The sequence below is a fragment of the Roseinatronobacter bogoriensis DSM 18756 genome, from assembly GCF_004366635.1.
Classification (GTDB): domain Bacteria; phylum Pseudomonadota; class Alphaproteobacteria; order Rhodobacterales; family Rhodobacteraceae; genus Roseinatronobacter; species Roseinatronobacter bogoriensis.
Map to the genome: position 1 here is coordinate 578554 of NZ_SORN01000002.1, position 24608 is coordinate 603161.

A 24608-nucleotide genomic window follows, 5' to 3' on the forward strand; every position below is an offset into this window, starting at 1 on the left:
AGACCTCGGTCACAATATCGCGCCCTCTGGCTCTGTGCTGCATTGATCAGCATTCCCGTTGGTCCCGCTGCCCTTGCGCAGGATATGGGCACACCGCTCAGCGCGATCGACTGGCTGGAACAGGCGATGACTGCGCCGCTGCCCCAACCCGGGGACCCGCAGCCACCGCCTTTAGCGCCTGACGACACGATCATAAGCTTGCCCGCCCCGCATTTCGAAGAAATATCCACCGCGCCGCTGGGCAGTTCGGACCTTGAAACAACCGGCCTGTTCACCGCAGAGCGCGTTGGCCTGCCGCGCGCGCTTTGGGGGCCAACGCCCACGGCAGAGATTATCTCCGCGATCATTGATCTGCCCTCGGACACAATGCCTGCCGCAGCGCGACTGGCGCTGCGACTGCTTATGGCAGAATTTGCGCCCCCCTTGCAAAATATCCCCGAAACGCGCGGCGCATTGCTGCTGGCGCGGGTTGACAAGCTGGTTGAACTTGGCGCGCTGGAACAGGCGGGGCAACTGATCGAAGCCGCACCCGAAACAAGTGCCGCGCTGAATGCGCGTGCCTTCGATATCGCGCTGCTTCTGGGCGAAGAGGATCGGGCCTGCGCCCATATGAGCGGCCAGATCAGTGCGCAACACAGCCATTCTGCCCAGGTTTTCTGCATGGCGCGGCGCGGCGATTGGCAAGCCGCCTATACCAGCTTGCAAGTTGGCAGAAGCCTTGGCTTGCTGGACGAAGCCGAGGCCGCATTGCTGACGCGCTTTCTTGAGGAAGAAGAAGGTGATGGCCAGACAGCACCGCCCCAACACATCACCCCGCTGGGCTGGCGGATCATGGAGGCTTTGGGCGACCCGGTCACAACAGCAAGCCTGCCAGTGGCCTTTGCCCATGCGGACCTGCGGGGCACCTCCGGATGGCGCGCTCAGCTTGACGCGGCTGAAAGGCTGACCCGTGCAGGTGTGTTGCAGCCCAACCGCCTGCTTGGGCTGTATACGCAGCGCCGCGCGGCGGCTTCGGGCGGGTTATGGGAACGTGTCCGGGTGATTCAGCGCCTCGATCGAGCAATCCAGCAAAGAAGTAACGCCGCCATCAGCGAAGCATTGATCGACGCCTGGCCGCTCTTTACCGCCGTCGAACTGGAAGTTGCGTTTGCGCAAATGAAAGTGGACGCACTTTCTGACGCGACCTTGACGCCTCAGGCGTCTGACATCCTGTGGCAAATGATGATGGTGTCACAAGAACCTCATGAACGGGCAATTGACTTGACCCCGGATACAGGCTTGAGACGCTTTGTCATGGCTTTGGCATTGAATGATGACTTGCCTGAGCTGAGCAATTCTTCAATGGCGGGCGCAATACAGGCCGCGTTTTCCAGCACAGAGCTTCCGCAGCAAGTGCAAGCAGCCCTTGACGCTGGCGCCTTGGGGCTGACCTTGCTGGGCGCGTTATCCCAGATCGCGGATGCTGCCGCAGGCGATTTGCATGCGGCAACCCTTGGGTTGCAACGTTTGCGCGCATTGGGGCTGGACCCCGTCGCCCGTCAGATAGCAATCGAATTGTTATTGCTGGAACGGCGCGGATGAAATACGCCGCCGAACAGGATGCGTTGCGCTGGATTTCTACCTTTCTGGAAGCCCACGCTGCCGAGCAAGGTTCTGCACGCAATACGCAATTGGCCTATGCGCGCGACTTGCGCGATTTCGGGGAATGGTGCGCAAGTCGTGGCCATGCATTTGCAAATATCACCCGCGCAGAGATCGAATCCTATCTGATGCATTGTGACGCGCAGGGGCTTGCACAATCCACCCGTGCGCGGCGTCTGGCCTCTATCCGGCAACTGTTTCGCTTCGCCTATGCTGAAAACTGGCGCGGCGATGATCCTGCCAGCCGGATCGCAGGCCCCGGAAAATCCAAAAAACTGCCGCAGACACTCAGCGCGGATGATGTGGATGCCTTGCTTCATGCCGCGCGAACAACCGGGCGCAGCGCGCGCGACAGGTTGCGCAATACCTGCCTGCTTGAACTGCTCTATGCGACAGGTTTGCGTGTCACCGAGTTGGTCAGCCTGCCTGTTCTGGCTGTGCGCGGTGACCCGCGTATGATCCTTGTCCGCGGTAAAGGGGACAAGGAACGTATGGTCCCGCTGTCAGAACCAGCACGACAGGCGTTATCCGCATGGTTACAGGACTGGGACGAACAGGCTGCCGAATTGCGCGCCAAGCGCCGTGCAGAGCCGCGTTTCCTGTTCCCGTCAAGTGGTCGAGAGGGGCATTTAAGCAGGGTCGGTTTCTATCTGATCCTGAAAGACATTGCGCTGGCAGCCGGGTTGGACCCGACACGCATCAGCCCGCATGTGTTGCGCCATGCCTTTGCCACGCATCTTCTGGCGGGCGGGGCCGATCTTCGGGCAATACAAACCCTTCTCGGTCATGCCGATGTTTCGACTACAGAAATCTACACCCATGTTCTGGAGGAACGGCTCAGGACACTGGTGCTGGATCACCACCCGCTCGCAAAGCCATGAAGTTCAGGACCGAGCGCGCGGCGCGCAGTCCGGGTGCCTCTTTTCCCTGTCCCAGCCGGGTCATGGTCACCCGCATCGCCTGATGCTGCGCATCGCGGGCGGATGGTGTTTCAATCAGGGCTTTCAACGCGGGTGCAATCTTGTCCGGGGTGCAGTCATGGCCCAGAAATTCCGGCACGGCGCGCGTCTCTGATACCAGATTGACCAGAGTGACCGTGTCCAGCCGGATCAATCGCTTCGCCAGAAACCGCGTCAGCGGGTTCACATCATAAGCAATGACCATAGGCGTTTCACTCGCCGCAAGCTCTAACGAAACAGTACCCGAAGCAGCCAGCGCCAATTCTGCCGCAGCGAATGCCGCGCGTTTCTCGATCTTGTCGGTCAGAACATGCGCAGAGACTTTCCAGCGCGCGACTTCGGCGCGCATTGCATCGGCCTGAGACAGGACAGTTGGAACCAACACCTGCATGCCATCGGGGACCACCTTTGCCAGCGCCGCCCCGAAACGTGGGGCCAGCCGCGCAATCTCGCCCCTGCGAGAGCCGGGCAAGGCCAGCATGATCCGGCCAGAAAAACGCGCGCGCAAGCCCGCTATCTCTGATTCAGAAGCGCGTGGCTCTGACACAACCGGGTGGCCAACAAAATCGCAACTCATGCCAGCGGCATGCATAAAGGGCGGCTCGAACGGAAGCAGGGCCAGCACGTGATCCACCAGCGGTGCCATGCGCGCAGCCCGCCCCGGACGCCACGCCCAGACCGACGGGGCGACATAATGCACCACCGGCAGATCAGGACGCGATTTGCGCGCAAGACGCAGCACGCGGAGGCAGAAATCTGGGCTGTCTATCGTGACGACAAGATCAGGCTGGTGTTCCTCTATCGCGGCGGCAGTCTGCGCGATGCGCTGGCGCAACAAACGAATGCGCGGCAACACCTCTGCCAGCCCCATCACTGACAGGTCCGACATCGGAAAGAGAGAGGACAGCCCTGCGCCTTCCATCCCCTCGCCGCCGATTCCGGCAAAAGTCATATGTGGATCAAGTTCGGTCAATCCCGCCATCAAAGCCGCGCCAAGCTTGTCGCCCGACGGCTCGCCTGCGATGATGAAAACCTTCACGCGCCCTCTCGTGCCCAAAGGAACAGGCCAAGCGCATTGGCACGCGCAACCATCTCGTCACGGTCGATAAGCAACACGCCACCCGCCTCAAAGGCTATACCACGCAGCCCGGCAGAATGGGCCGCCAGAACCGTTTCCGGGCCAAGCGCGGGCAGATCAATACGACGGTCCTGCCCCGGTTTGGGCGCCTTGCAGAAGACCCCGCCTTCGGGCAGTGCAAGGTCACCCGCACGCAATTCTGCCAGATGTGCCAGCATCGCATCTGTTCCCGGCAACGCCTCAAGTGCCAGACATTGGCCGCGCGACACAACGCAACCTTGCCCAACATCCGCGGCACCTGTCATGCGCAAGATCTCGAAGCCGCGCGCGGCATCTTGCTTGTCCGCGCCCTTGGGTTCAACGTTGCTCAGCATTGACGCCGGCGCGACCAGATCGGGGCAAATATCCTGCGCGCCAACCACATCCAAGCCCCATTCGCCCATCAAAGCAATCACTTCGCGCAATGTGCCATCATCGCCACGGTTCATTGCAGCCATGATGCGCGGCAAAAGCTGCATCGTAGCAGGGTCAATCAGTGCAGGGTCAAGGCGGGGGCGGTGGACGCCACCTGCAAAAACAGCCTGCGTCACCCCCATATCCTGCAACTTGTCCAGAAACGGCACAAGGCGTTCCAGCCGAAAGCGCAGCACATCATCGCGGGTGGAACTCAGGCTTTCAAAGCCTTCCATCTCTGCCAACACATAGGCACGCCCATCGGCCTGAAGATGATCCGCCAGCACATGTGGCAGCCGCCCCCGACCAGAGATCAGAGCAATCTTGCTCATGTCGGGCGCAGGAAGTTGCGCCCCGCCTCGCCCGTAAAGAAGCGCGCGACTTGTGCCACAACATCCGAGTCGGCGTCATTGAGCAGGTCTTGTGCAAGATCCCCCAGCGCGCCGTCTTCAGTGGCAAGGCGTTTGTAAGCGACCCGCAGCGCGGCTATGTCTTCGCGCGCCATGCCGCGCCGTTTTAAACCAATCAGGTTCAATCCGTGCAAAACCCCGTCAGGGCCAGACACCAGACCAAAGGGCATGACATCATGCGTCACCCGCGTCAGCGCACCGATCATGGCCCCCTCACCCACGCGGATATGCTGGTGTAACCCGGCAGAGGCGCCGACGATCACGCGATCCTCAATCGTGACATGGCCTGCAACACCGGCATAATTTGCCAGAATCACGCCATTCCCAACCTGCGCGTCATGCCCGACATGCGCCCCGGCCATGACAAGACAGCCATCCCCCACGCGGGTAATGCCGCCGCCCGCATCCGTCCCCAGATGAAGGGTCGCATTCTCTCTGATCCGGCAGTTCCGGCCCACAATCAGACGCGTCCGTTCACCTGCATATTTCAGGTCCTGCGGCACCTCACCCACCGAGGCGAATGAAAACACGACCGAACCTTCGCCGATCTCGGTCCAGCCAGTGACCAGCGCATGTGGCTTGATCGTCACGTTTTCGCCCAGAACAACCTCGGGCCCGATGATCGCGAACGGCCCGATATTGCAGCCGGCCCCTATGGTCGCGCCGGGCTCGACCACGGCCATGGGATGAATGACAGCGCTCGGGTCAATCATGGTTTGCTCACTCTGCCGCTTGTGTTGATGCGTCGATCATTGCGGCAAATTCCGCCTCGGCGGCGATCTGGCCATCCACCTTGGCGACGCCTTCAAACTTCCAGATCCGTGTTGACCCGCGTTTGACAGTGACATGCAACTCCAGCACATCACCCGGCACCACCTTGCGGCGGAATTTCGCCTTGTCAATCGACATGAAATAAACCAGCGGCGCGCGTTCGCCAAACCCGACCGACAGACCAACCAGCACGGCAGCGGTCTGCGCCATCGCTTCGACAATAGTCACACCGGGCATGATCGGCGCGCCGGGGAAATGACCCTGAAAATGCGGTTCGTTAAACGTGACATTCTTGATCCCGACCGCCGATTCGCGGGCCACCACATCGCGGACCTTATCGACCAGCAGAAACGGGTAGCGATGCGGAATGATCTTCATGATCGTGGTCAGATCGGCCTCAGTCTGGACAGGGGTGGTCATCGAATTCCTTTCCGTCAACGGACGCTGGGCTGTGCCCATCAGTTTAGTCAAACACTGTCGCATCGCATGATCGCGCCGCGCGGTTGGCTGTAGCAACTGGGCCAAACTCTGGCAAGCGCGGCGTCCAAACCTTCAGGGTAAAGCCGCAGGAAAGGGTGCTGGCCCGCCATCGCCAATTGCGTCGTCGATTGCGGCAATAGCCTCATCGGTCATGTCCATCTCAGGCAAGCCGATAATCACGGCACGCGCATCTATCAGCACTTGGCCGCCCAGACTCTCCAAAACGTCCTGCAGGATTTCTGGTGTGCTGGAGAAAAAACGCCTGCGTTCTGATTCTTCGAACTGTACCAGACGCTGACGCTTTTCAGCCTGATTGCGCCGCACGGTTTCGGCCTGAACATCAAAAGCATTCGCCGCCGCGCGAAATGCCTCAACAGTCATTTCATTGCGCAACTCGGTCAGTTCAGCTTCGCGTGCTGTCAGTTCTTCCAACAGACGGTCATTTTCTGCTTCAAGTGCGCGGGATGCAGACTCAATCTCTGCGGCGACCCTTTCGCCAAACAGTGACCCGCGAAACAGGCGCTCATCATCAATAATTCGCACAGAAAGCTGGCCGCCTGCCCCCTGCCCTGACACGGTTTCCCCCAAGGCAAACCCTAGCGTCTGCTGCGCAGGCGAAGGGGCGGGGGACAAAAGTCCCGCCGCCCCAAAGAACACCGCAAAACCTGCGGTCCGAAGCATCAGAATTGCGACACGATCGAGAAGTCAAAATTCTGAGAGCGGTCACGATCCAGTTTGCGCACAGGGCGCGAGAAATCGAACCGCAACGGCCCAAGCGGGCTGTCCCAGAACAGTGACACACCAACGGCCGCACGGACATGCATCTTGTTGTAGTCAGTGCCACCATCGGTCATGTTGATGCCGCCGACGCTGTCCACACCCCAGACCGACCCCGCATCTGCAAAGACGCCGCCACTCAACCCATATTCCTCGGGGGTGCCCAACGGGAATTGCGCTTCAAGCTGGACTGAGAAATACCGATTGCCACCAAGAACGTCGTTGCTGCCTGACGCAAAATCCCGCGGCCCGGAATCACCCGGGGCAAAGCCGCGCATGACATCCGACAATTGATAGCGTTCGCGGTTGCGCGACTTGCCATTGATCATATGCAATGCACCGGCACGGGCATCAGCACGCAGGGTCACATCTTCATTGAAGATGCCCATTTCATATCCGGCACGACCTTCGGTTTTCACATAGCGACGGCTTTGGTTGCCAAGGCCGAAATCTTGACTGAAGGACAGGATCGCACCTTGTGAAGGGTCAATCCCGACATTGCGTGTGTCGAATGTATAGGTATATCCCAGCGACCCGGTGACAGCCGTTCCGGCATCTGCATCATCTTGCAGGCGCTGCGAAGGGTTCCCGGACAGCCCCGACAAACGGTCCAGAACAAGACCCTGCCGCAGTTGAAGCCGCGCATATTCAGCAACCGGAAAGCCGATCGAGTTGTTCAGGAAACCTTCGCGCGTATCGAAATCCGAGAAGAAGGATTTTGTCTCACGGTAGCCAATGCCAAGCGAGTAGCGCAGATCACGGCCAAACAAGGCTGGTTCGGCAAACTGCAAGGAAATATCGCGTGACCCCTTGACCGTATTGAAGCTGACCGCAACCTGTTGACCGCGCCCCAGAAAGTTCTGCTCAGAGAAGGAAATACCGAACCCGATCCCCTGCGCGCGGCCATAACTGACCGAGAACCCAAGAGAACCGGTGGTCGTCTCTTCAACCTCGACATCGACAATTGCCTGATCAGGCGCACTGCCGCGCCGTGTATCAACATCGACATCCGAGAAATACCCAAGCGCCCGGATACGTTCGGCAGCTTCGCGGATTTCACGCGGATTCAGTGGGTCGCCTTCAGCCGATGTGAACTGACGACGTACAACGCGGTCGAGCGTGGTCGTGTTGCCCTGAATGTCGATACGTTCGACAAAGACGCGTTCTCCGCGCACGATAGCGAATTCAACATCAATCGTCTGGTTGCGGTTATCGCGCGTGAATCTGGGTTCTGCACGAATAAAGCGCAACCCGCGCTGCTCTGCCAGACGTTCGATGCGTGCGATATTCTGGTCAAGGACTGTGGGCGAGAAGATTGTGCCGGGGCGCAGGCGCAATTCACGCTCATAATCGGCAGCGTCAATCCCCTCGACTTCGCTGACGACAGAGACATTGCCGAAACGATACTGTAACCCTTCGCGGATATTAAACGTCAGGAAGAAGCCATCCCGCTCTCGCGCGAGTTCAGATGTCACTGAGAGGATTTCGAAATCGACATATCCGCGCGACAGGTAGAAATCTGTCAGCAACTGACGGTCAAGGCCGATACGCTCGGCAACAAAAGTATCGCGCTGTACCAGCCAGCGAAACACGCCAGCTTGTTTGGTGTTCAACACCTGACGCAGGCGATAGCTGGAATAGGCGCGGTTGCCGACGAAAGACAGACGCTCGATTTCGACAACATTGCCTTCACGAATCTCGAAAGCCAGATCAACACGGTTATTCCCGCGTGGGATGATGCGCGGGGTAATCTCAGCCGCGCTGCGCCCACGCTGGGCGTAAAGCTCGGCAATGGCCCGCGCATCCGCTTCCACCTGAGAGGGCGACAGGACGCGGCCGGACCGCGTCTGCACAATCGGCGTGATGTCTTCGTCATCAATGCGACGATTGCCTTCAAAATTGACGATATTGATGATTGGATATTCACTCACCCGGATCAGCAGCGTGTTGCCTTGCGGCACGAATTCCACGGTTTCAAACAAACCCGAAGCGGCGATATTGCCATAAGCCGCGTTCAACTGCCCGGCGCTGACAGTCTCTCCGCGACCGAACCCGGCCAAACCGAAGAGGGTGGAATCATCCACACGGATATTTCCTTCGATGGCGATGTTATTGAACCGATAGGTTTGCGCGTCAGCAGGAGTAACAAACGCTGCGTTAGCCAATGCAAACAAACAAAAAACCACCGCTGAAAAGACGTGCAGGCGTCGCGCCCCACCCCTTTTGCGCGATGGCAGCATCGTGTGAATTCCGCGCATATCGGGCCCCGTATTACCGCTTTTTTATAGTGTCGTGAGTATCGGGTAACGGGGGCGTTGTCAAAGCAATCAAGCTGATAAGACGCTGCATCTGTTGGGTTGTTGTAAATTGACCCTAGCGCGTGCAGAGATCGGCGGGTGCGTACGCCCCGCGCATCCATTCAGGTTAAATTTTTCAATCTTTGCGCTTTATGCTGTACTGTCGAGGCGCGATCAGGGTGCAAGACCCAAAAGCACTGCCAGTATACTGGCCACAGCCATTCCGGCGAAGATCAGGCCTATCGCAAACACTTTACTGGCGACATTCAACCAGATCAGGCGGAAATTTTTAATCTCTTCGTCGATATATGCCATGATATTCTCCTCGCCGTAGTGATGCCCGTCAAATCGGGCAAAACTACGGCAAGAAAGTGGAGTATTCTGGGGAGCGTTATACCGCAGTTACGCGTGCACCGATAACCGCCAACAATCAGCATTTCGGACCGATTCCAAGCGAGGCATCGCCGTCTTAGCGGACATCCAGCCTTTCACCAAGCTGTCCACCCACAGCGCGACCAGAAAAAGCCCGACTGCCTTCGGTTATCGGGACTTAGCCAATGAGGGCTAGCATGTCAGGTCATTGAACAACGCGAAAGCGAACAGGGTGAGCACCAGCGCCAGACCGACAGTTATCAGGATCTGCATCGCCTTGTCGCCAGCCGGCCTGCGCATCACCGCCTCATAGGCATGAAACACCAGATGGCCCCCATCCAGCGGCGGGATCGGGAAAAGGTTCAGCAGGCCAATAGCAACCGAAAGCACTGCTATGAACCAGACGAATTCAATCAAACCATCGCTGGCCATGGCCACCGACGCCTCGGCAATTCCGATAGGACTGGACAGATTACAGGTGCTGATTTGCCCGATAATCATGTAATACAGCCCCTCGACCGAGGTGCGTATAACACGCCATATCTGCTGTACTGCAATCCCGGAAGCCTCGACCAGTCCCGGTGTGCGGGTGCCATATTCGAAAACCGCGCCGGATGTCAGACCGATCAGATAGCGTGTCTCAAAGCCGCCATCTGCAAGTGGCAGGTCCGTGCTGCGCGGGGTCATCACCAGTTCCAACTCGCGCCCGCCGCGCCATACGTTCAGGTCCAAAGGCGCCCCGCCTGACTCTGCGACTAGCTCACGCAATTCAGCAAAAGTCGCAATTTCTGTGCCGTTGATGGCGGTAATCACGTCTCCGGGCTGCATCTGCGCTTCACGTGCCGCGGATTTCAGGGCAACACTTCCCGCCAGCGGCGGTTGGGGATGCGGACCTGTCACATCTATTACGCGGCCCGCACGCTCGACAGTGTAGCGCAGAACCGACTGCGCGGGCATGTCTTGTGCGCTGCGCAGGAAATCGGCAAGGGTTTCTGTCTCCTGCCCCTCAACAGCGAGAATGCGGTCACCTGGGGCCAATTCGAAGGGCTGCGCAGGAAGGGCCGTAATCTCACCCACCACAGGTTCGTCCACCGCCACCCCTTCATACATGAGAAGTGACGCGAAGACGAAAAACGCAAAGATGAAGTTGAACATAGGCCCAGCAGCAACTGTCGCGGCCCGCGCCCATAGCGGCGCGCCATGCATGGTGCGTCGGCGCTGCGCGGCATCCATCTCGGCCATCCCGTCAGCATCCTTGCCGGAAGTGGCACCGCTATCGCCTGCGAATTTAACGTAGCCCCCCAAGGGAACGGCCGCGATCTGCCAGACTGTACCGCGCTTGTCTGTGCCTTTAAGAAGAACAGGCCCGAACCCTATCGAAAACACATCCGCATGAATACCGGACCAACGCCCGACGATATAGTGGCCGTATTCATGCACCGCGACAATGATTGACAAAACAACAACAAAAGCGGCAATCGTATAGAAGAAGTTACCGAAACTCGGCAGCAGTCCGATCAGGTCCAAACTCTTTCCCCTTGTGTGTTTCGCGTCAGGTCAAGCCATCTGCTTGGCGATGCGTGTCGCTGTATTCCTGGCTATCTGGTCCATTGCCTCTACTGTTTCAAGCGCTTCTATGGCGTCAGTAAGGGCAGAGTCGGACAAAAGAGTGTCAATTGTCCGCTCAACCAACACAGCCATGTCCGCAAACCCGATGTGACCGGCAATGAACTGATCCAGCGCGATCTCTTTCGACGCATTGAACGCCGCCCCCGAATGACCGCGCAAGTCCATCACTTCGCGCGCAAGGCGAAGGGCAGGAAAGCGTTCGGCATCGGGTGCCTCGAAACTCAACTGCGCCAGTTGCGCAAGTTCCAGCCGCGCGACTGGCAGGGCCGCACGGTCTGGCCAGTTCAGTGCATAGCCGATTGCATGGCGCATATCCGGCGCGCCGAGATGGGCCATCAAGGCACCATCGCGAAACCCGACCAGCGCGTGAATGATGGATTGAGGGTGGATGATCACCTCGATCTGATCGGGGTTAAACCCAAAATATTCACGGGTTTCAATAAGTTCCAACGCCTTGTTGAACAGGCTTGCGGAGTCGATCGTGATGCGTTGTCCCATTGCCCATGTCGGGTGCGTCCCGGCCTGCGCAAGGGTTGCTGTGGCCAGTTGCTCCTTGCTCCAGCCGCGAAACGGCCCGCCAGAGGCCGTGATGATCACCCGCTCGACCGCTGAAATCTCTTCACCGGTCAATGCCTGAAACACCGCCGAATGCTCGCTATCGACAGGCAGGATTCGCGCGTTGTGTCGTGCGGCCTCGCGCATCAGAAGCGGGCCAGCAGTGACAAGGGATTCCTTGTTTGCAAGGGCGAGTGTCGCCCCTTGCGCCAAGGCCCGGAAACCAGGCGCAAGCCCCGCCGCACCGACAATCGCGGACATGACCCAGTCTGCGGGGCGTTCCGCCGCTGCGATCAGCGCATTTGTTCCCGCCGCCACCTCGATCCCGCTTCCCGAGAGGGCTTGCTTCAATTCCTGGTAGCAATCGTCATATGCCGTGACCGCCAATTGCGCGGACAGGCTTCGCGCCTGATGGGCAAGCCGCTCAATATTGCGCCCCCCCGTGAGGGCTACTGTCTTTATATCATCACGACGCGAGAGCAGATCAAAAGTGCTTTCGCCAATAGACCCGGTCGCGCCAAAAACGGAAACTCGCATGAAATACCTGTCAGTTCAGCAGCCGGGCGATCAGCCCCGCCTCGGTCAGCACCAGCATCATCAACGCGGCGGCAATCATCGCGTCGAACCGGTCCATAACGCCACCATGCCCGGGAATGAGCGCTGAACTGTCCTTGACACCCGCATGACGCTTGATCGCACTTTCGCCAATATCACCGGCCTGCCCCGCCATCGCAACAAGGATCGATGCCAGCACCAGCCCCGACCCCGCGTTCAGGACCGGCATGAACGCAGCCCCGATGATGGCCGCAAGAATCCAGCCCGCCACTGTCCCCGACCATGTCTTCTTGGGGCTGACACGCGGCCAGAGTTTTGGGCCGCCCAGCACCCGCCCGGCAAAATAGCCCGCCACGTCAGAGCCGATAACAAGCAAGACCAGCCACAGCACCCAGACCCAGCCGAAACTGTCCCGCAATGCAATAAGCCCCAGCCCTGCAAACAGGATCAGCGCCAGATAGGCAGCGGCCATGCCCCGATCCCTCGGAAATCGCCACGCCAGCAGAACAACCGAAAGCGCAAGCGTACCCAGCAACCAAAGCCCCGCAAGCTGCAACCAAAAGACCAGCAAGGCCACAGCGGCCGTCAGGCCCGCGCCTTCGGCCTTGCCGTATGGGGCTGTCTGGTCAAGCATCCGCGTCAGTTCCCAGACCATCAGGCCGCACAAGGCGCACACCAGCAAAGTGAACCATAGCCCACCCGCCCAAACGGCAGCTATTCCGACCGCAGCCATGGCCAGCCCCGACAGGCTGCGATCACGCAAATCTGCAAAACTGCCAGATGTGCCAGTCATTTGAGGACCCCGCCAAACCGGCGTTCACGCTGCCCAAAGTTCTGAAGGATCGTGTTCATGGTCTGGGGGGTGAAATCCGGCCACAAAACCGGAGTGAAGACATATTCGGAATACGCAGACTGCCATAGCAGGAAATTCGACACTCGTGTTTCACCCGACGTGCGCACCACAAGATCGGGGTCAGGCAGGAAATGCGTATCCATATAATCCGAGAGCGTTGCATCGCTGACGTTTTCCGGCTCTAACTTGCCCGCAGCGACATCGCGCGCGATAGCCTGTGTGGCCCGACGGATTTCATCACGCCCACCATAATTGACGGCAACCGTCAGGTGCACGCGATCATTGCCTGCTGTTTCCCGTTCAATCCAGTCGAACAATTCGCGCAGCTTGCAGTCAAGCCGTGTGCGGTCGCCAATGACCCGCAAACGCACGCCTTCGCGGTTCATGCGCCCGGCCTCGCGTTTGACGTAGCGCGCGAATAGCGACATCAGCCCCATCACCTCTTCGGTGCTGCGCTTCCAGTTTTCGGTCGAGAATGCGTAAAGCGTAAGATACTTTATTCCGATATCGGGGCAGGCATCGACCAGTTCGCGCACGCGCTCTGCCCCCTTGCGATGTCCGACCAGCCGTGGCCAGCCACGGTTTGTGGCCCAGCGGCCATTGCCATCCATGATCACTGCGACATGCAGTCGATTTGAATGCGCCGGGTCTTCCGCGTGGCTGGGTTGATCGAACGTCATGACAGTTCCTTCTGGCGGCCCGTCTTCAGACCTGCATGATCTCTTCCTGCTTGCTTTCCAGCGCCTTGTCGACCTTGCTTATATAGCTGTCTGTCAGTTCCTGGATTTCCTCGGACCACAGCTTCTGCTCGTCCTCGCTCATTCCGGCGGCTTTGGCTTTCTTGATCTGGTCCATTCCGTCACGACGCAGGTTGCGTACGGCCACGCGCGCATGTTCGGCATATTGTGCGGCCACCTTGGTCAGTTCGCGGCGGCGTTCTTCGTTCAGTTCCGGGATCGGCAACATGATGATGGTGCCGTTCAACTGCGGATTGATCCCAAGCCCCGATTCACGGATAGCCTTTTCGACCTTGCCGACCATCGACTTGTCCCAGACATTCAACGTGACCATGCGCGGCTCTGGCACGTTGACGGTGCCCACCTGGTTGATCGGGGTCATCTGGCCATATGCCTCGACCATGATCGGTTCCAGCATTGAGGCCGAAGCCCGGCCTGTGCGCAGCGATCCGAATTCGGTTTTCAGCGCGTTCATGGCCCCGTCCATCCGGCGCTTGAGGTCATCCAGATCAATCTCGATTTCATCTGACATGTGGTATCTTCCTCGTGATGTGCAGCATATGTGCTGGCCTTGACTGGCCTTCTAGCGCGACGCTGCTGTTTTTGTAAGCCTCTTGCGTCACATCTTCAGGCATGGACGCGGGTATATGTGCCCTCACCGTTCACAATCCCGCTGAAACCACCCGGTTCATCCAGCGAAAAGACGATGAGCGGCATCTTGTTGTCACGACACAATGCGATGGCCGATGCATCCATCACCTTGAGATTGGCGCGCAACACCTCATCATAGCTGATATCATCGAAGCGTTTGGCGGCGCTGTTTGTCTTTGGGTCACTGTCATAAATCCCATCGACCTGCTTGCCCATGAAGATCGCCTCACAGGCCATTTCCGATGCGCGCAATGCAGCCGCTGTATCGGTGGTGAAATAGGGGTTGCCGGTGCCCGCCGCAAAAATGCATACGCGCTTTTTCTCCAGATGGCGCACGGCGCGGCGGCGGATATAGGGTTCGCACACCTGATCCATCGGAATGGCGCTGATCACACGGGTATGTACGCCCAGTTCTTCCAGCGCAGTCTGCATGGCCAGCGCATTCATCACTGTGGCCAACATGCCCATGTAATCGGCCTGCGTCCGTTCCATCCCCTGTGCCGAGCCTTGCAGCCCGCGAAAGATATTTCCCCCGCCGATAACCATGCAGATCTCGACGCCCATCTCATGGACTGACTGAACCTCGCGCGCGATGCGCTGCACTGTGGGCGGATGCAGCCCGAACCCCTGATCCCCCATCAGCGCCTCGCCCGAGATTTTCAGCATGACGCGCTTATACGTGGTCTGGGGTGTATCGGGCATTGTTGATTCCTTTCAGTAAAGCGCGACAGCCTCACAAGTTGCGACCCACCGCTTTCAACTGGCGGCAAAATGTCGGAAAACGGGGACAGGTTCAATCTGAAAGCAAGGCAGCATGGCTAAAATACCAGACCCGCTTGCGCTGACGCTGGACAGGGTGCTTGAAAACCCGCCAGACATGGCCCATCCGGTCTTGCTGGCTGGACCGACGGCAAGTGGAAAATCGGCATTGGCACTTGCATTGGCGCGCGCGCAGGGCCGGGTCATCGTGAATGCGGATGCGCTACAGGTCTATGATATGTGGCGCATTCTGTCCGCGCGACCCGACGCGGATGATTGTGCGCAAGTGCCGCATTATCTGTACGGGACCGTAACGCGCGGGCAGGATTGGTCCGTCGGGCATTGGTTGCGCGCTGCTGCGAAGGTTCTGGAGCACCATCGCAACGCAATCATCGTGGGCGGCACTGGCCTGTATTTCCGCGCCCTGACTGAAGGCTTGGTCGAGATACCCCCTATCCCTACCCATATCCGACGACAGGCGGATATGTTGCGCGACTCGCAAGGCGCAGAGGTATTGCTGCACCAGCTTGATCCGCAGACCCGCACACAGATCGATATGGCAAACCCAGCGCGCGTGCAGCGTGCATGGGAAGTGTTACAAGCAACCGGAACCGGCCTTGCCGCATGGCAGGCGCAGACGCCACCGCCCTTGTTGCCGCTATCACAGACAACTGCACTGGTCATGCGCCCTGACGTTGACTGGCTGAATGAACGAATCGATTCGCGCTTTGCGACCATGATGGAGCAAGGCGCATTGCAAGAGGCCCGCGACGTCCTGCCTTACTGGTCACCGCACGCGCCTTGGGCAAAAGCTATTGGCGCGCCAGAATTGATTGCCCATCTGCAAGACCAGATATCGTTGTCGCAGGCCCAAGAGGCCGCAACACTTGCCACAAGGCAATATGCAAAGCGCCAGCGCACTTGGTTTCGCAACCGCATGAAAAGCTGGACAGTTCTTGACCAATAGAGTCACCAAATTGCAACGCCCCCTAATGTCTGAGACAAAACTCACGGCTGCGTGAAGGAAATATCTTTCCCTGTCGGGATCGTGGGGTCATCTTTGCCTCTTACAGGGGGTGAAGATGACGATAAACATACCTGAGCAACCAAAACGCCTGCGCCTGATGCAGATCAGCAAACTTGCAGCCGCACCAAAATGGCAACTTGAGACGATGCGCGCCTTGCGCGAACCCTTGTTCCTATGGGTCACGCATGGGCAGGGTCGGATATCTATCGGACCAAGGACACGCGGTTTTCACCCACATAACGCCATTTTCATCCCGGCTGGCACATTGCACGGGTTTCAGGCCATGACCCGTGTGCAGGGCACAGCCATTTATTTCGGTGACAAACACGGGCTGGACCTGCCCGATACACCGCTCCACCTGCGCCTGCGCGATGCGTCACAGCACGCCGAAGTGTCGCAGCTTGTGGATTTCGTGCAGCGCGAAGTGGAAGGCCGCCGACCAAAAGCCGAACAGGCAGCCTATCATCAGCTTGGCTTGCTCGCCATCTGGCTGGACAGGCATCAGGCCGCGAATGAAAGCGAGAATGGGGGCAATCTAACCCGCCTTAACGCAAACGAACGCCTGACCGCGCGCTACGCCTCTCTGCTGGAGCGTGAATTCGGCTCTACGCTGAACGTCACAGATTATGCGACAGCGCTTGGCGTCACACCCACTCACCTGACACGCGCATGCCGCGCAAGTTGCGGGCAAACGGCACTGGATATGATCCAGACCCGCCGCCTTTTCGAAGCAAGACGGCTTTTGATAGAGACAGACATTCCAGTACAGGAAATCGCGCGCAATCTCGGTTTTTCAACGCCCAGCTATTTTTCGCGTGCCTTCTCGCAACAAATTGGTCAGCCGCCATCAAGCTATCGCAAGAAACACGAAGCAAAGACACGCCTGACGCACTAAGCAAAACTGAACGATTGCGATGGTCATTTGCCGCCCACAGCGCGCCGCCCATCGTTACGGCAACGGTCCGAGCAGTAGCGCACCTCATCCCAGACGCGTGCCCATTTTTTGCGCCATGTAAATGGTCGGCCGCAGGCAACACACACTTTTTCGGGCAAATCGCCCTTACGCCGCATTTTGGGCATCAGCCGCTGCGCCCCGTCAGGATAAGAAAGCGCGTTCAGTCATCATCGCGCACAATCATTCGCCCGTCTTCCCAATCCCCGGAAAGGACTTCGCCCGAGGCGTAGCGCAGCACGCCAGAGCCGTGGCGCTGACCGTTCAAGAACTCACCCTCATACACATCACCGGTTGAATAGGTCGCGATCCCCTCCCCCGTGATTTGTCCGCCAGTCCATTCCCCTTCATAAATAAACCCGTCGGTCAGCTCGATCCTGCCTTGCCCTTCACGCGCGCCTTCAGTGAACTGGCCCTGATAGACAGAGCCATCGGGATAGATCATCTCACCCTCTCCATGCAACTCGCCCCCGGCAAAAGCGCCGGTATAGACGCGACCATCGGCAAAATTCATGACGCCTTGCCCCTCTGACAGGCCGCGGACAAATTCGCCTTCATAGACGGCCCCATCCGCGAAAACAGCGCGGCCCTGCCCGTGAAACTGGCCCTCGCTCCATTCCCCTTCATATGTAGCGCCATCGGCGTAAGCAATGGTGCCCTCACCATCCGGCAGGCCCGCACGAAACTGGCCTGTATAGACCGAACCATCAGGCTGCTCCAGCCGCCCTTCGCCTTCGATCTGCCCTGCGACCCATGTGCCTTCGTAAAGGTAGCCGTCCGGCCCACTCAGCCGCCCTTCCCCGTCACGCATGTCATTGACAAATGTGCCTTCAAACACCAGCCCATCCGCCTGCTGGACCTGCCCCGGACCTTCGCGCAGCCCCGCACGGAAGCTGCCTGTAAAAACATCCCCATTGGCCTGACGCAACTCTCCTTCGCCATGCAATTGGCCTTCCAGCCAAGCCCCCTCGTAGCGCAACCCATCCGGGTTGGTCAGAACACCTGTGCCATGTCGCTGGTCAGCCAGCATCTGCCCTTCATAGATACTGCCATCGGCATAGGTGATACGCCCCTGCCCTTCACGCAGCCCATCGACCCATTCCCCTTCATAGCGGTAGCCATCAGGGCGCGTCAGCACGCCTTCACCATGTGGTTGGCCATCCATGAAACTGCCCACATAGACCGAGTCATTGGCATATTGGCGTTCTCCCTGCCCCTCTATCCGGCCCTCGACCCAAGCGCCTTCATAAGTTGACCCGTCGGCGAATGTCATCACGCCCGTCCCATGCGGGCGGCCTTCGGCAAAAGTCCCTTCATAGATCGCGCCGGAAGGGTAGCGCGCTACCCCGGTTCCGCTGATCTCTCCATCAATCCATTCGCCGGTGTATTCAAATCCATTCGGCAGCCGATATGTGCCCTGACCATGCTGCAACCCGTCGCGGAACTCGCCTTCATAAATGCCGCCATCTTCATATTGACGGGTCATGACCCCATCCGTCTGGGCGATAGCAGGCACTGCCAGACCCAAGCCCACGGCCAGAAAAATCGCACGTGAAAAACCACAGCCTGAGGACATGATGCAGATCTCCTTCTATTTCGGGGCCAAGCCTATTGCGGGGCGCGCAGGCTGGCAAGAGGTTTGGGGTCACGCGGCAGGCATAGGATAACAGAGGACGCGCGTCACAGCCGAGTCTGCGGGAAGCCCCCTCTTTCCTTGGACAGCCAGCGTGATATGTGGGGCGAAATGTTTGCCCGCAAAGGCCCCCCTGACATGTCTGATCGTTTTCGCCTGACACTTGCACAACTCAATCCCACCTTGGGCGACATTGCTGGCAATGCAGCCAAGGCGCGCGCGGCGTGGACCACCGCGAAGGCCGAAGGTGCCGATATGGTTGCGCTGCCAGAAATGTTTCTGTCGGGCTACCAGACGCAAGATCTGGTCTGGCGGCCCGCCTTTCAGGCAGATTTACGCGATGCGCTGGAGGCTTTGGCACAGGACTGTGCCGACGGGCCAGCCCTTGGCATAGGCGCTCCACTGGTCGAGAGGGGTGCGCTGTTCAATTGCTGGGCGGTGCTGTCTGGTGGCAAGGTTGCAGCGACAATCCGCAAACACCACCTGCCCAATTCTTCGGTTTTCGATGAAAAACGCCTGTTTTCTTCTGGTGAAATTTCTGGCCCCTATCGCGTTGGCCCGATCCGCATCGGCTCTCCCATCTGCGAGGATGCGTGGCTGGAAGATGTGGCCGAGGCACAGGCGGAATCGGGGGCCGAGATGCTGCTGGTTCCAAACGGCTCTCCTTACGCGCGCGGGCGGTATGACACCCGCATGACCCATATGGTCGCGCGGATGGTCGAGACAGGCTTGCCGCTGGTGTATCTCAATCTTGTCGGCGGGCAGGATGATCAGGTGTTTGACGGTGCGAGTTTCGTGCTGAACCCCGGCGGCAAACTGGCGCTGCAACTGCCCGCACATGAAGAAGCGATTGCGACGCTGAATTTCACACAGACAACCGAGGGCTGGCGCGCACAGGTGGGCACGCGCGCCCACCTGCCGGATGCGTGGGAGCAGGATTACCAAGCGATGGTCGTTGGGCTGCGCGACTACTTGCGCAAATCCGGCTTTAACAAAGTTGTGCTCGGCCTGTCAGGTGGGATTGATTCGGCGTTGGTTGCCGTCATCGCGGCAGATGCCATCGGCCCACAAAATGTGCATTGCGTGATGCTGCCCTCGGAATACACCTCGCCCCATAGCCTTGAAGATGCATCGGACCTCGCCCAGCGCGTGGGTTGCAAGTTGGATGAAATCAGCATCGAAGCGCCGCGCACCGCAATCGAGGCCGCATTGGCACCACTTTTCACTGGCCTTGCCCCGGATGTGACCGAAGAGAACATTCAGTCCCGTCTGCGCGGAACACTGTTGATGGCCCTGTCGAACAAGTCGGGCGCCTTGCTGCTGAGCACAGGCAACAAATCTGAACTTGCTGTGGGGTATGCCACGATCTATGGCGATATGAATGGCGGCTACAATCCGATCAAGGATCTTTACAAGACGCGTGTTTTTGACACCTGCCGTTGGCGCAACGCCAATCACCGTGACTGGATGGCCGGCCCTGAAGGTGAAATCATCCCGACGCGCATCATCGACAAACCCCCATCTGCGGAATTGCGCGCCGATCAGCGTGATGATGACAGCCTGCCCCCCTATCCAGAGCTTGACGCCATCCTCGAAGGTTTGATGGAACATGACCTGTCCGTTGCCGACCTTGTCGCGCAGGGGCATGACCGTGCAACGGTCAAACGCGTTGAACATCTGGTCTATATTTCTGAATGGAAGCGTCATCAGGCCGCGCCCGGTCCACGGCTCACCATGCGCGCCCTGTGGCTGGACCGGCGTTACCCCTTGGTCAACCGCTGGCGCGACACACGCTAGAGCTGCGCCGCAGATAGAGGAACCCCCGCTGATCTGATGACAGCTTCAAAGCGTCACATAAATCAAGGCGATCGGCCCAAGAGCACTGCATCGCGTCCCAGCACCGCCGAAGGCCGATCACACCCGCGCTACAATACGCCATTGATCGTTGCATTCGTGCTTTAAGGGCTGTTGAAACCACATGTTTGGTGTAGGATGGCGCCGTACAGGCGGTCGTCTGTGTATACCTGACGGCAGATCAGGACGTCCAAAATGCGGAGAGAGGCAGAATGCGCAGTGTCACGTTTCGGTTTCTGGGCCTTGGGCTCGTTGCAAGTGTCGGCCTTGCGGCCTGCATGAATGGCGAAAACGCCACGTCGTCACGCGCCGACCCGGCGACATCGCGCAGTGGACAGATCGTCGAGCGCGACATTGAAGATGCCAGCGTATTTTCACGGCGCGAACCAGCGCTTTGGGACGGACGCCCATCGCTTGGTGGCGCATGGGTTGCGCATCCCGATGCAAAGACGCCTGAGCGTGTGATTATTCGCAACATGACCAGTGGACAGGAAACGATCGGGGCACTGTTCCGGCGTGAACGGATGAACCCCGGCCCCGCCTTTCAGGTCTCTGCAGAGGCGGCAAATGCCATCGGGATTCTTGCTGGCGCACCGACAGAGATTGAAGTCGTGGCCCTGAGAACCGAAGAAGTCCAGATCGCGGCGGCAGCAACACCTGCCGCAGAGGCCGGACCGGCAGGGCAGCCCGAAGCAGAACAAACACAGCAGGTGCAAGCTGCCAGCCCCGAAACACCCGACGGAGAAGATGGCCCCATGGTCGCGGCGGCGTCACAGGAAACCCGGCAGTCGCGCGGTGGCTTTTTCGGTCGGATATTCGGGCGCGGCACCACAGAAGCGCCTGCAACAGACCAGATTGAAACACAATCGCTTGATGACCAGATCGCAGCAGCACCACAGCCCGATACTGCGGCGGCGCAACCTGCCCCACAGCCTGCCCCGCAAGCGGCCAGCACATTGGAACGCCCCTTCATCCAGTTGGGTATTTTCAGCGTAGAAGCCAATGCACGCGGTGCAGAGGCAACTGCGCGAGATGCCGGGCTTCCTGCGCGAACAGTCGAAGGGCAAACACAGGGCAACGCCTTCTGGCGCGTTGTGATCGGCCCGGCGCAAACACCGACCGAACAAAGCCAGATGCTTGCGCGCGTCAAGTCGTTGGGCTTTACTGACGCCTATACCGTGCGCCGCTAAGCGCCACTCAAGCTTCGGGGAACACAGACATGAACAGAACCCTACGGCAAGCAGTTGCCATTTCCTGCGGTGCGTTGGTTGCTGCCATTAGCCTGCCGGACCAGATCTCGGCCCAGGCTGTCGGCGGCTTTGAAACCAACGCCAGCTCAGCCTATGTGCGCGACCTGACCACGGGCACAGTGTTGCTGGACAAGGCCGCAGATGTCCCCTTGCCGCCGGCTTCCATGTCCAAGCTCATGACATTGCTGATGCTGTTCGAAGCCATTGAGGAAGGGCGAACAACGCTTGATACAACCTTCACCGTGTCAGAGCGCGCCTATCAGATGGGCGGGTCACGCATGTTTCTGGAACCCACCGACCGCCCAACCGCCGAAGATCTGATCCGCGGCATCGCAGTGCTTTCGGGCAATGATGCAACTGTCGTTGTGGCCGAGGGGCTGGCAGGCACGGAAGAGGCATTTGCGCAACTGGCAACCCGGCGCGCGCGTGAACTGGGGATGCGCAATACCACACTTGCCAACTCTTCCGGCTGGCCGCACCCGGACCATCTGATGTCCAAGCGTGATCTGGGCATACTGGCCGAATATATCATCACCAATTTTCCGCAGTATTACCCCTATCTGGCGGAACGCGAATTCACCTGGAATGGCATAACCCAACCCAACCGCGTGCCGCTGCTGGGCGCCGGTGTCGGGCTGGACGGGTTGAAAACCGGCTTCACCTCTGCGGCGGGCTATTCGCTGACCGGGTCGGTAAGGCAGGGAGATCGGCGGATTGTCTTTGCCTTTGGCGGACTGGACAGCGAGCGCGCGCGCGTGCAGGAAGCTGAAGCGATCATCAACTGGGCGTTTCGCCAATTTGCCAAAGTCAGTGTAGGCGAGGTCGGGGCCGTTATGGCAGAGGCACCCGTCTGGCTGGGCGAAAGCGATTCGGTTCCGCTGGTTCTGGCTGAAAGCGCCGAGATACTGGTCCCGGCCATTGGCACCCGTGCGCTTGAAGCGCGTGTTGTCTATGACAGCCCCTTGCCTGCGCCTATTGTCGCGGGCGAGACCCTTGGAACGCTGATTGTTGATATACCCGAGATGGGCGAGGCGCGCCTGCCATTGGTCGCAGGGGCCGATGTGGCAGAGGGGGGCTTTGGCGTACGTGCCACCGCATCGGCGCAGCGCCTGTTCAATATGGTGCTGGGGTCCGCGCGCGAGGCGATGAATCAGGAATGAGACAGGCAGCTCACGCAGGCGTCTTTGTCAGCTTTGAAGGGATCGACGGGTCTGGCAAATCGACACAGGCGCGCGCCTTGGCAGACCGCTTGCGCGCCCAAAGCGATAACGTGGTGCTGACGCGTGAACCGGGTGGCGCAGCAGGGGCCGAGGATATTCGCCGCCTGCTGGTCGAAGGTGATCCGGACCGCTGGTCGCCTGAAACGGAAATCCTGCTGTTCAACGCGGCGCGGCGCGACCATCTGGAAAAGACCATCCGCCCCGCGCTGGAGGCCGGAAAAATAGTGATATGTGACAGGTTTGCCGATTCCACGCGCGTATATCAGGGGGCTGCACGTGCCAGCCTGCGACCACTGGTGGACAAGCTCCATGATCTGGTGATCGGGGTTGAACCTGATCTGACCTTCCTGATCGACATGGACCCGCAAGCCGCGCTCGCGCGGGGGTTGGCGCGCCAGTCGGGCGAGGACCGTTTCGAGGAATTAGGGGCAGAGTTTCAAACCCGGCTGCGCGCCGGTTTTCTGGCACTGGCCCAAGCGCATCCAGAGCGAATCCGTGTGATTGACGGTGCCCATTCCCCAGAGATTGTCGCTGATCAGATCGAGGCAGAGATGCGCGACTGGCTGCGCGCGCGCGCAGCATGAGCGCGACCGCAGACCTGCCTGCGCCCGACCAGATTGACGGGGCACCGCACCCCAGAGAGACTCCCGTCCTCTATGGTCAGAGCGCGGCCGAAGCCGCTTTTCTACAAGCGTTCAATTCCGGCAGGCTGCATCATGGCTGGCTGTTATGTGGGCCGCGCGGGGTGGGCAAGGCGACACTTGCGTGGAAGCTTTCGCGGTTCCTGCTGGCCACTCCGGCGCAGGATGGAGGGATGTTCGCTGCTCCAGAGCCTGACAGCCTGGACATTCCCGAAGATCACCCTGTGGCGCGGCGTCTGCGCGCGGGCGCGGATGGGGGATTGCTGGTCATCCGGCGCGGACATGATGACAAAGGCAACCTCAAGCGCGACATCACCGTGGATGTCATGCGTAAGCTGCAAGGGTTCTTTGGGTTAAGTGCACCCGATGGTGGACGGCGCGTTGTGATCATCGATGCCGCAGATGAAATGAACCCCAATGCCGCCAATGCGCTGCTCAAGGCGCTGGAAGAACCCCCCGCAAATGCAACCCTGCTGCTGATCGCACATCAACCCTCGCGCCTTTTGCCCACAATCCGGTCGCGGTGCCGCGAATTGCGCCTGTTGCCGCTTGACGCACAGGATATGGGTGCCGCGCTGGCACAGGCAGGGGTCGAGGCTGACAGCGCGGCAATGACGGAATTGTCCGGTGGATCTGTGGGCGCGGCGATCAGTCTGGCGCAAGCGGGCGGAGCCGAGATTTATGCCCAGCTTGTTGCGCTGTTTCAAGGAATGCCGCGACTGGACAGGCAAGCCGCACTTGCCCTTGCTGAAAGCGCCACAGGCAAGGCCAATGATACCCGGTTTGCCATGATCCTCACGCTGTTTGACCTGTTCATGGCGCGGCTGGCGCGCGCAGGGATCACCGGTCCGGGGCCAGAGGCCGTGCCCGGAGAAGCCGCATTATTTTCGCGCCTTGCACCGCATGCCGGTGCAGCCCGCGCTTATGCCGATCTGAGCCAGCGCATGGGTGCACGCGCGCGTCACGGGCGCGCTGTCAACCTTGACCCTGCCGCACTGGTGCTGGATATGGTGTTACAGACCGAAGCAGAGGCACGCAAATTCCTCTGACCCTG

24 protein-coding genes are annotated in these 24608 nt (G+C 59.3%); 9 read left to right on the plus strand and 15 right to left on the minus strand.

The genetic code is table 11. The features are described 5' to 3' along the window. Window positions 1-42: 42 nt before the first annotated feature. Window positions 43-1581 carry a hypothetical protein gene (locus EV660_RS07565; protein WP_134013881.1) on the plus strand — a complete coding sequence of 513 codons (1539 nt, stop codon included), beginning with the start codon at window positions 43-45 and terminating at the stop codon, window positions 1579-1581. After that, window positions 1578-2522: a site-specific tyrosine recombinase XerD gene (locus EV660_RS07570; RefSeq protein WP_071481078.1), complete on the plus strand. Its 945-nt coding sequence runs from the start codon at window positions 1578-1580 to the stop codon at window positions 2520-2522. Before EV660_RS07565 ends, EV660_RS07570 begins: the two co-directional genes overlap by 4 nt. Here the strand turns inward: EV660_RS07570 and lpxB are convergent. From lpxB to pyrH, 13 genes are all read right to left on the minus strand, one after another. Beyond that, window positions 2479-3639 carry a lipid-A-disaccharide synthase gene (gene lpxB / locus EV660_RS07575; protein WP_071481079.1) on the minus strand — a complete coding sequence of 387 codons (1161 nt, stop codon included), beginning with the start codon at window positions 3637-3639 and terminating at the stop codon, window positions 2479-2481. The genes EV660_RS07570 and lpxB overlap by 44 nt on opposite strands. Beyond that, window positions 3636-4463 carry an LpxI family protein gene (locus tag EV660_RS07580; protein ID WP_071481080.1) on the minus strand — a complete coding sequence of 276 codons (828 nt, stop codon included), beginning with the start codon at window positions 4461-4463 and terminating at the stop codon, window positions 3636-3638. The genes lpxB and EV660_RS07580 overlap by 4 nt, the downstream gene beginning before the upstream one ends. Further along, the gene (gene lpxA, locus EV660_RS07585; protein WP_071481081.1) at window positions 4460-5254 is read right to left on the minus strand and encodes an acyl-ACP--UDP-N-acetylglucosamine O-acyltransferase; all 795 of its coding nucleotides are present in this window, start codon (window positions 5252-5254) and stop codon (window positions 4460-4462) included. The genes EV660_RS07580 and lpxA overlap by 4 nt, the downstream gene beginning before the upstream one ends. A gap of 7 nt (window positions 5255-5261) precedes the next feature. Then, window positions 5262-5732 carry a 3-hydroxyacyl-ACP dehydratase FabZ gene (gene fabZ / locus EV660_RS07590; protein WP_071482185.1) on the minus strand — a complete coding sequence of 157 codons (471 nt, stop codon included), beginning with the start codon at window positions 5730-5732 and terminating at the stop codon, window positions 5262-5264. A 132-nt stretch (window positions 5733-5864) separates the two neighbouring features. Beyond that, window positions 5865-6473, minus strand: coding sequence for an OmpH/Skp family outer membrane protein (locus tag EV660_RS07595; protein WP_084634931.1), 609 nt, complete (start codon window positions 6471-6473; stop codon window positions 5865-5867). Further along, entirely contained in the window at window positions 6473-8827 is a 2355-nt protein-coding gene (gene bamA, locus EV660_RS07600; protein WP_375781713.1) for an outer membrane protein assembly factor BamA, read from the minus strand. The genes EV660_RS07595 and bamA overlap by 1 nt, the downstream gene beginning before the upstream one ends. 213 nt (window positions 8828-9040) lie before the next feature. Further along, entirely contained in the window at window positions 9041-9181 is a 141-nt protein-coding gene (locus tag EV660_RS18605) for a hypothetical protein (protein ID WP_157798941.1), read from the minus strand. Between the two features lie 249 nt (window positions 9182-9430). Next, window positions 9431-10765, minus strand: a complete 1335-nt coding sequence (rseP, locus tag EV660_RS07605) for an RIP metalloprotease RseP (protein ID WP_071481082.1) — start codon at window positions 10763-10765, stop codon at window positions 9431-9433. A 30-nt stretch (window positions 10766-10795) separates the two neighbouring features. Continuing rightward, a complete protein-coding gene (dxr, locus tag EV660_RS07610) occupies window positions 10796-11959 on the minus strand; it encodes a 1-deoxy-D-xylulose-5-phosphate reductoisomerase (protein WP_071481083.1) in 1164 nt (387 codons plus the stop codon). 10 nt (window positions 11960-11969) lie between these two features. Continuing rightward, window positions 11970-12770 (minus strand): phosphatidate cytidylyltransferase, encoded by an 801-nt coding sequence (locus EV660_RS07615; protein WP_071481084.1) that lies wholly within the window; start codon window positions 12768-12770, stop codon window positions 11970-11972. Further along, a complete protein-coding gene (gene uppS / locus EV660_RS07620) occupies window positions 12767-13510 on the minus strand; it encodes a polyprenyl diphosphate synthase (protein WP_071481085.1) in 744 nt (247 codons plus the stop codon). The genes EV660_RS07615 and uppS overlap by 4 nt, the downstream gene beginning before the upstream one ends. Before the next feature lie 25 nt (window positions 13511-13535). Further along, window positions 13536-14099: a ribosome recycling factor gene (gene frr / locus EV660_RS07625; RefSeq protein ID WP_071481086.1), complete on the minus strand. Its 564-nt coding sequence runs from the start codon at window positions 14097-14099 to the stop codon at window positions 13536-13538. A 95-nt stretch (window positions 14100-14194) separates the two neighbouring features. Further along, window positions 14195-14920 (minus strand): UMP kinase, encoded by a 726-nt coding sequence (gene pyrH, locus EV660_RS07630; protein ID WP_071481087.1) that lies wholly within the window; start codon window positions 14918-14920, stop codon window positions 14195-14197. Between the two features lie 112 nt (window positions 14921-15032). On the opposite strand from pyrH, the gene miaA reads away from it, so the two are divergent. Further along, the gene (miaA, locus tag EV660_RS07635; RefSeq protein ID WP_071481088.1) at window positions 15033-15944 is read left to right on the plus strand and encodes a tRNA (adenosine(37)-N6)-dimethylallyltransferase MiaA; all 912 of its coding nucleotides are present in this window, start codon (window positions 15033-15035) and stop codon (window positions 15942-15944) included. A 115-nt stretch (window positions 15945-16059) separates the two neighbouring features. Then, window positions 16060-16899 (plus strand): helix-turn-helix domain-containing protein, encoded by an 840-nt coding sequence (locus tag EV660_RS07640; RefSeq protein WP_071481089.1) that lies wholly within the window; start codon window positions 16060-16062, stop codon window positions 16897-16899. Between the two features lie 23 nt (window positions 16900-16922). Here the strand turns inward: EV660_RS07640 and EV660_RS07645 are convergent, their stop codons facing one another. Continuing rightward, window positions 16923-17084, minus strand: a complete 162-nt coding sequence (locus EV660_RS07645) for a DUF2256 domain-containing protein (protein WP_084634934.1) — start codon at window positions 17082-17084, stop codon at window positions 16923-16925. A 35-nt stretch (window positions 17085-17119) separates the two neighbouring features. Then, window positions 17120-18532, minus strand: coding sequence for an MORN repeat-containing protein (locus EV660_RS07650; protein ID WP_071481090.1), 1413 nt, complete (start codon window positions 18530-18532; stop codon window positions 17120-17122). A gap of 195 nt (window positions 18533-18727) precedes the next feature. Here EV660_RS07650 and EV660_RS07655 point away from each other — a divergent pair, with 195 nt between their 5' ends. The 5 genes from EV660_RS07655 (at window position 18728) to EV660_RS07675 (ending at window position 24603) form a co-directional block, all read left to right on the plus strand. Then, a complete protein-coding gene (locus EV660_RS07655) occupies window positions 18728-20386 on the plus strand; it encodes an NAD+ synthase (protein WP_071482188.1) in 1659 nt (552 codons plus the stop codon). A gap of 269 nt (window positions 20387-20655) precedes the next feature. Beyond that, window positions 20656-21633 carry an SPOR domain-containing protein gene (locus EV660_RS07660; RefSeq protein ID WP_071481091.1) on the plus strand — a complete coding sequence of 326 codons (978 nt, stop codon included), beginning with the start codon at window positions 20656-20658 and terminating at the stop codon, window positions 21631-21633. Window positions 21634-21662: 29 nt separating this feature from the next. After that, window positions 21663-22853 (plus strand): D-alanyl-D-alanine carboxypeptidase family protein, encoded by a 1191-nt coding sequence (locus EV660_RS07665; protein ID WP_071481092.1) that lies wholly within the window; start codon window positions 21663-21665, stop codon window positions 22851-22853. Beyond that, a complete protein-coding gene (tmk, locus tag EV660_RS07670) occupies window positions 22850-23497 on the plus strand; it encodes a dTMP kinase (protein WP_071481093.1) in 648 nt (215 codons plus the stop codon). Before EV660_RS07665 ends, tmk begins: the two co-directional genes overlap by 4 nt. Beyond that, window positions 23494-24603 carry a DNA polymerase III subunit delta' gene (locus EV660_RS07675; protein WP_071481094.1) on the plus strand — a complete coding sequence of 370 codons (1110 nt, stop codon included), beginning with the start codon at window positions 23494-23496 and terminating at the stop codon, window positions 24601-24603. The genes tmk and EV660_RS07675 overlap by 4 nt, the downstream gene beginning before the upstream one ends. Window positions 24604-24608 lie beyond the last annotated feature (5 nt).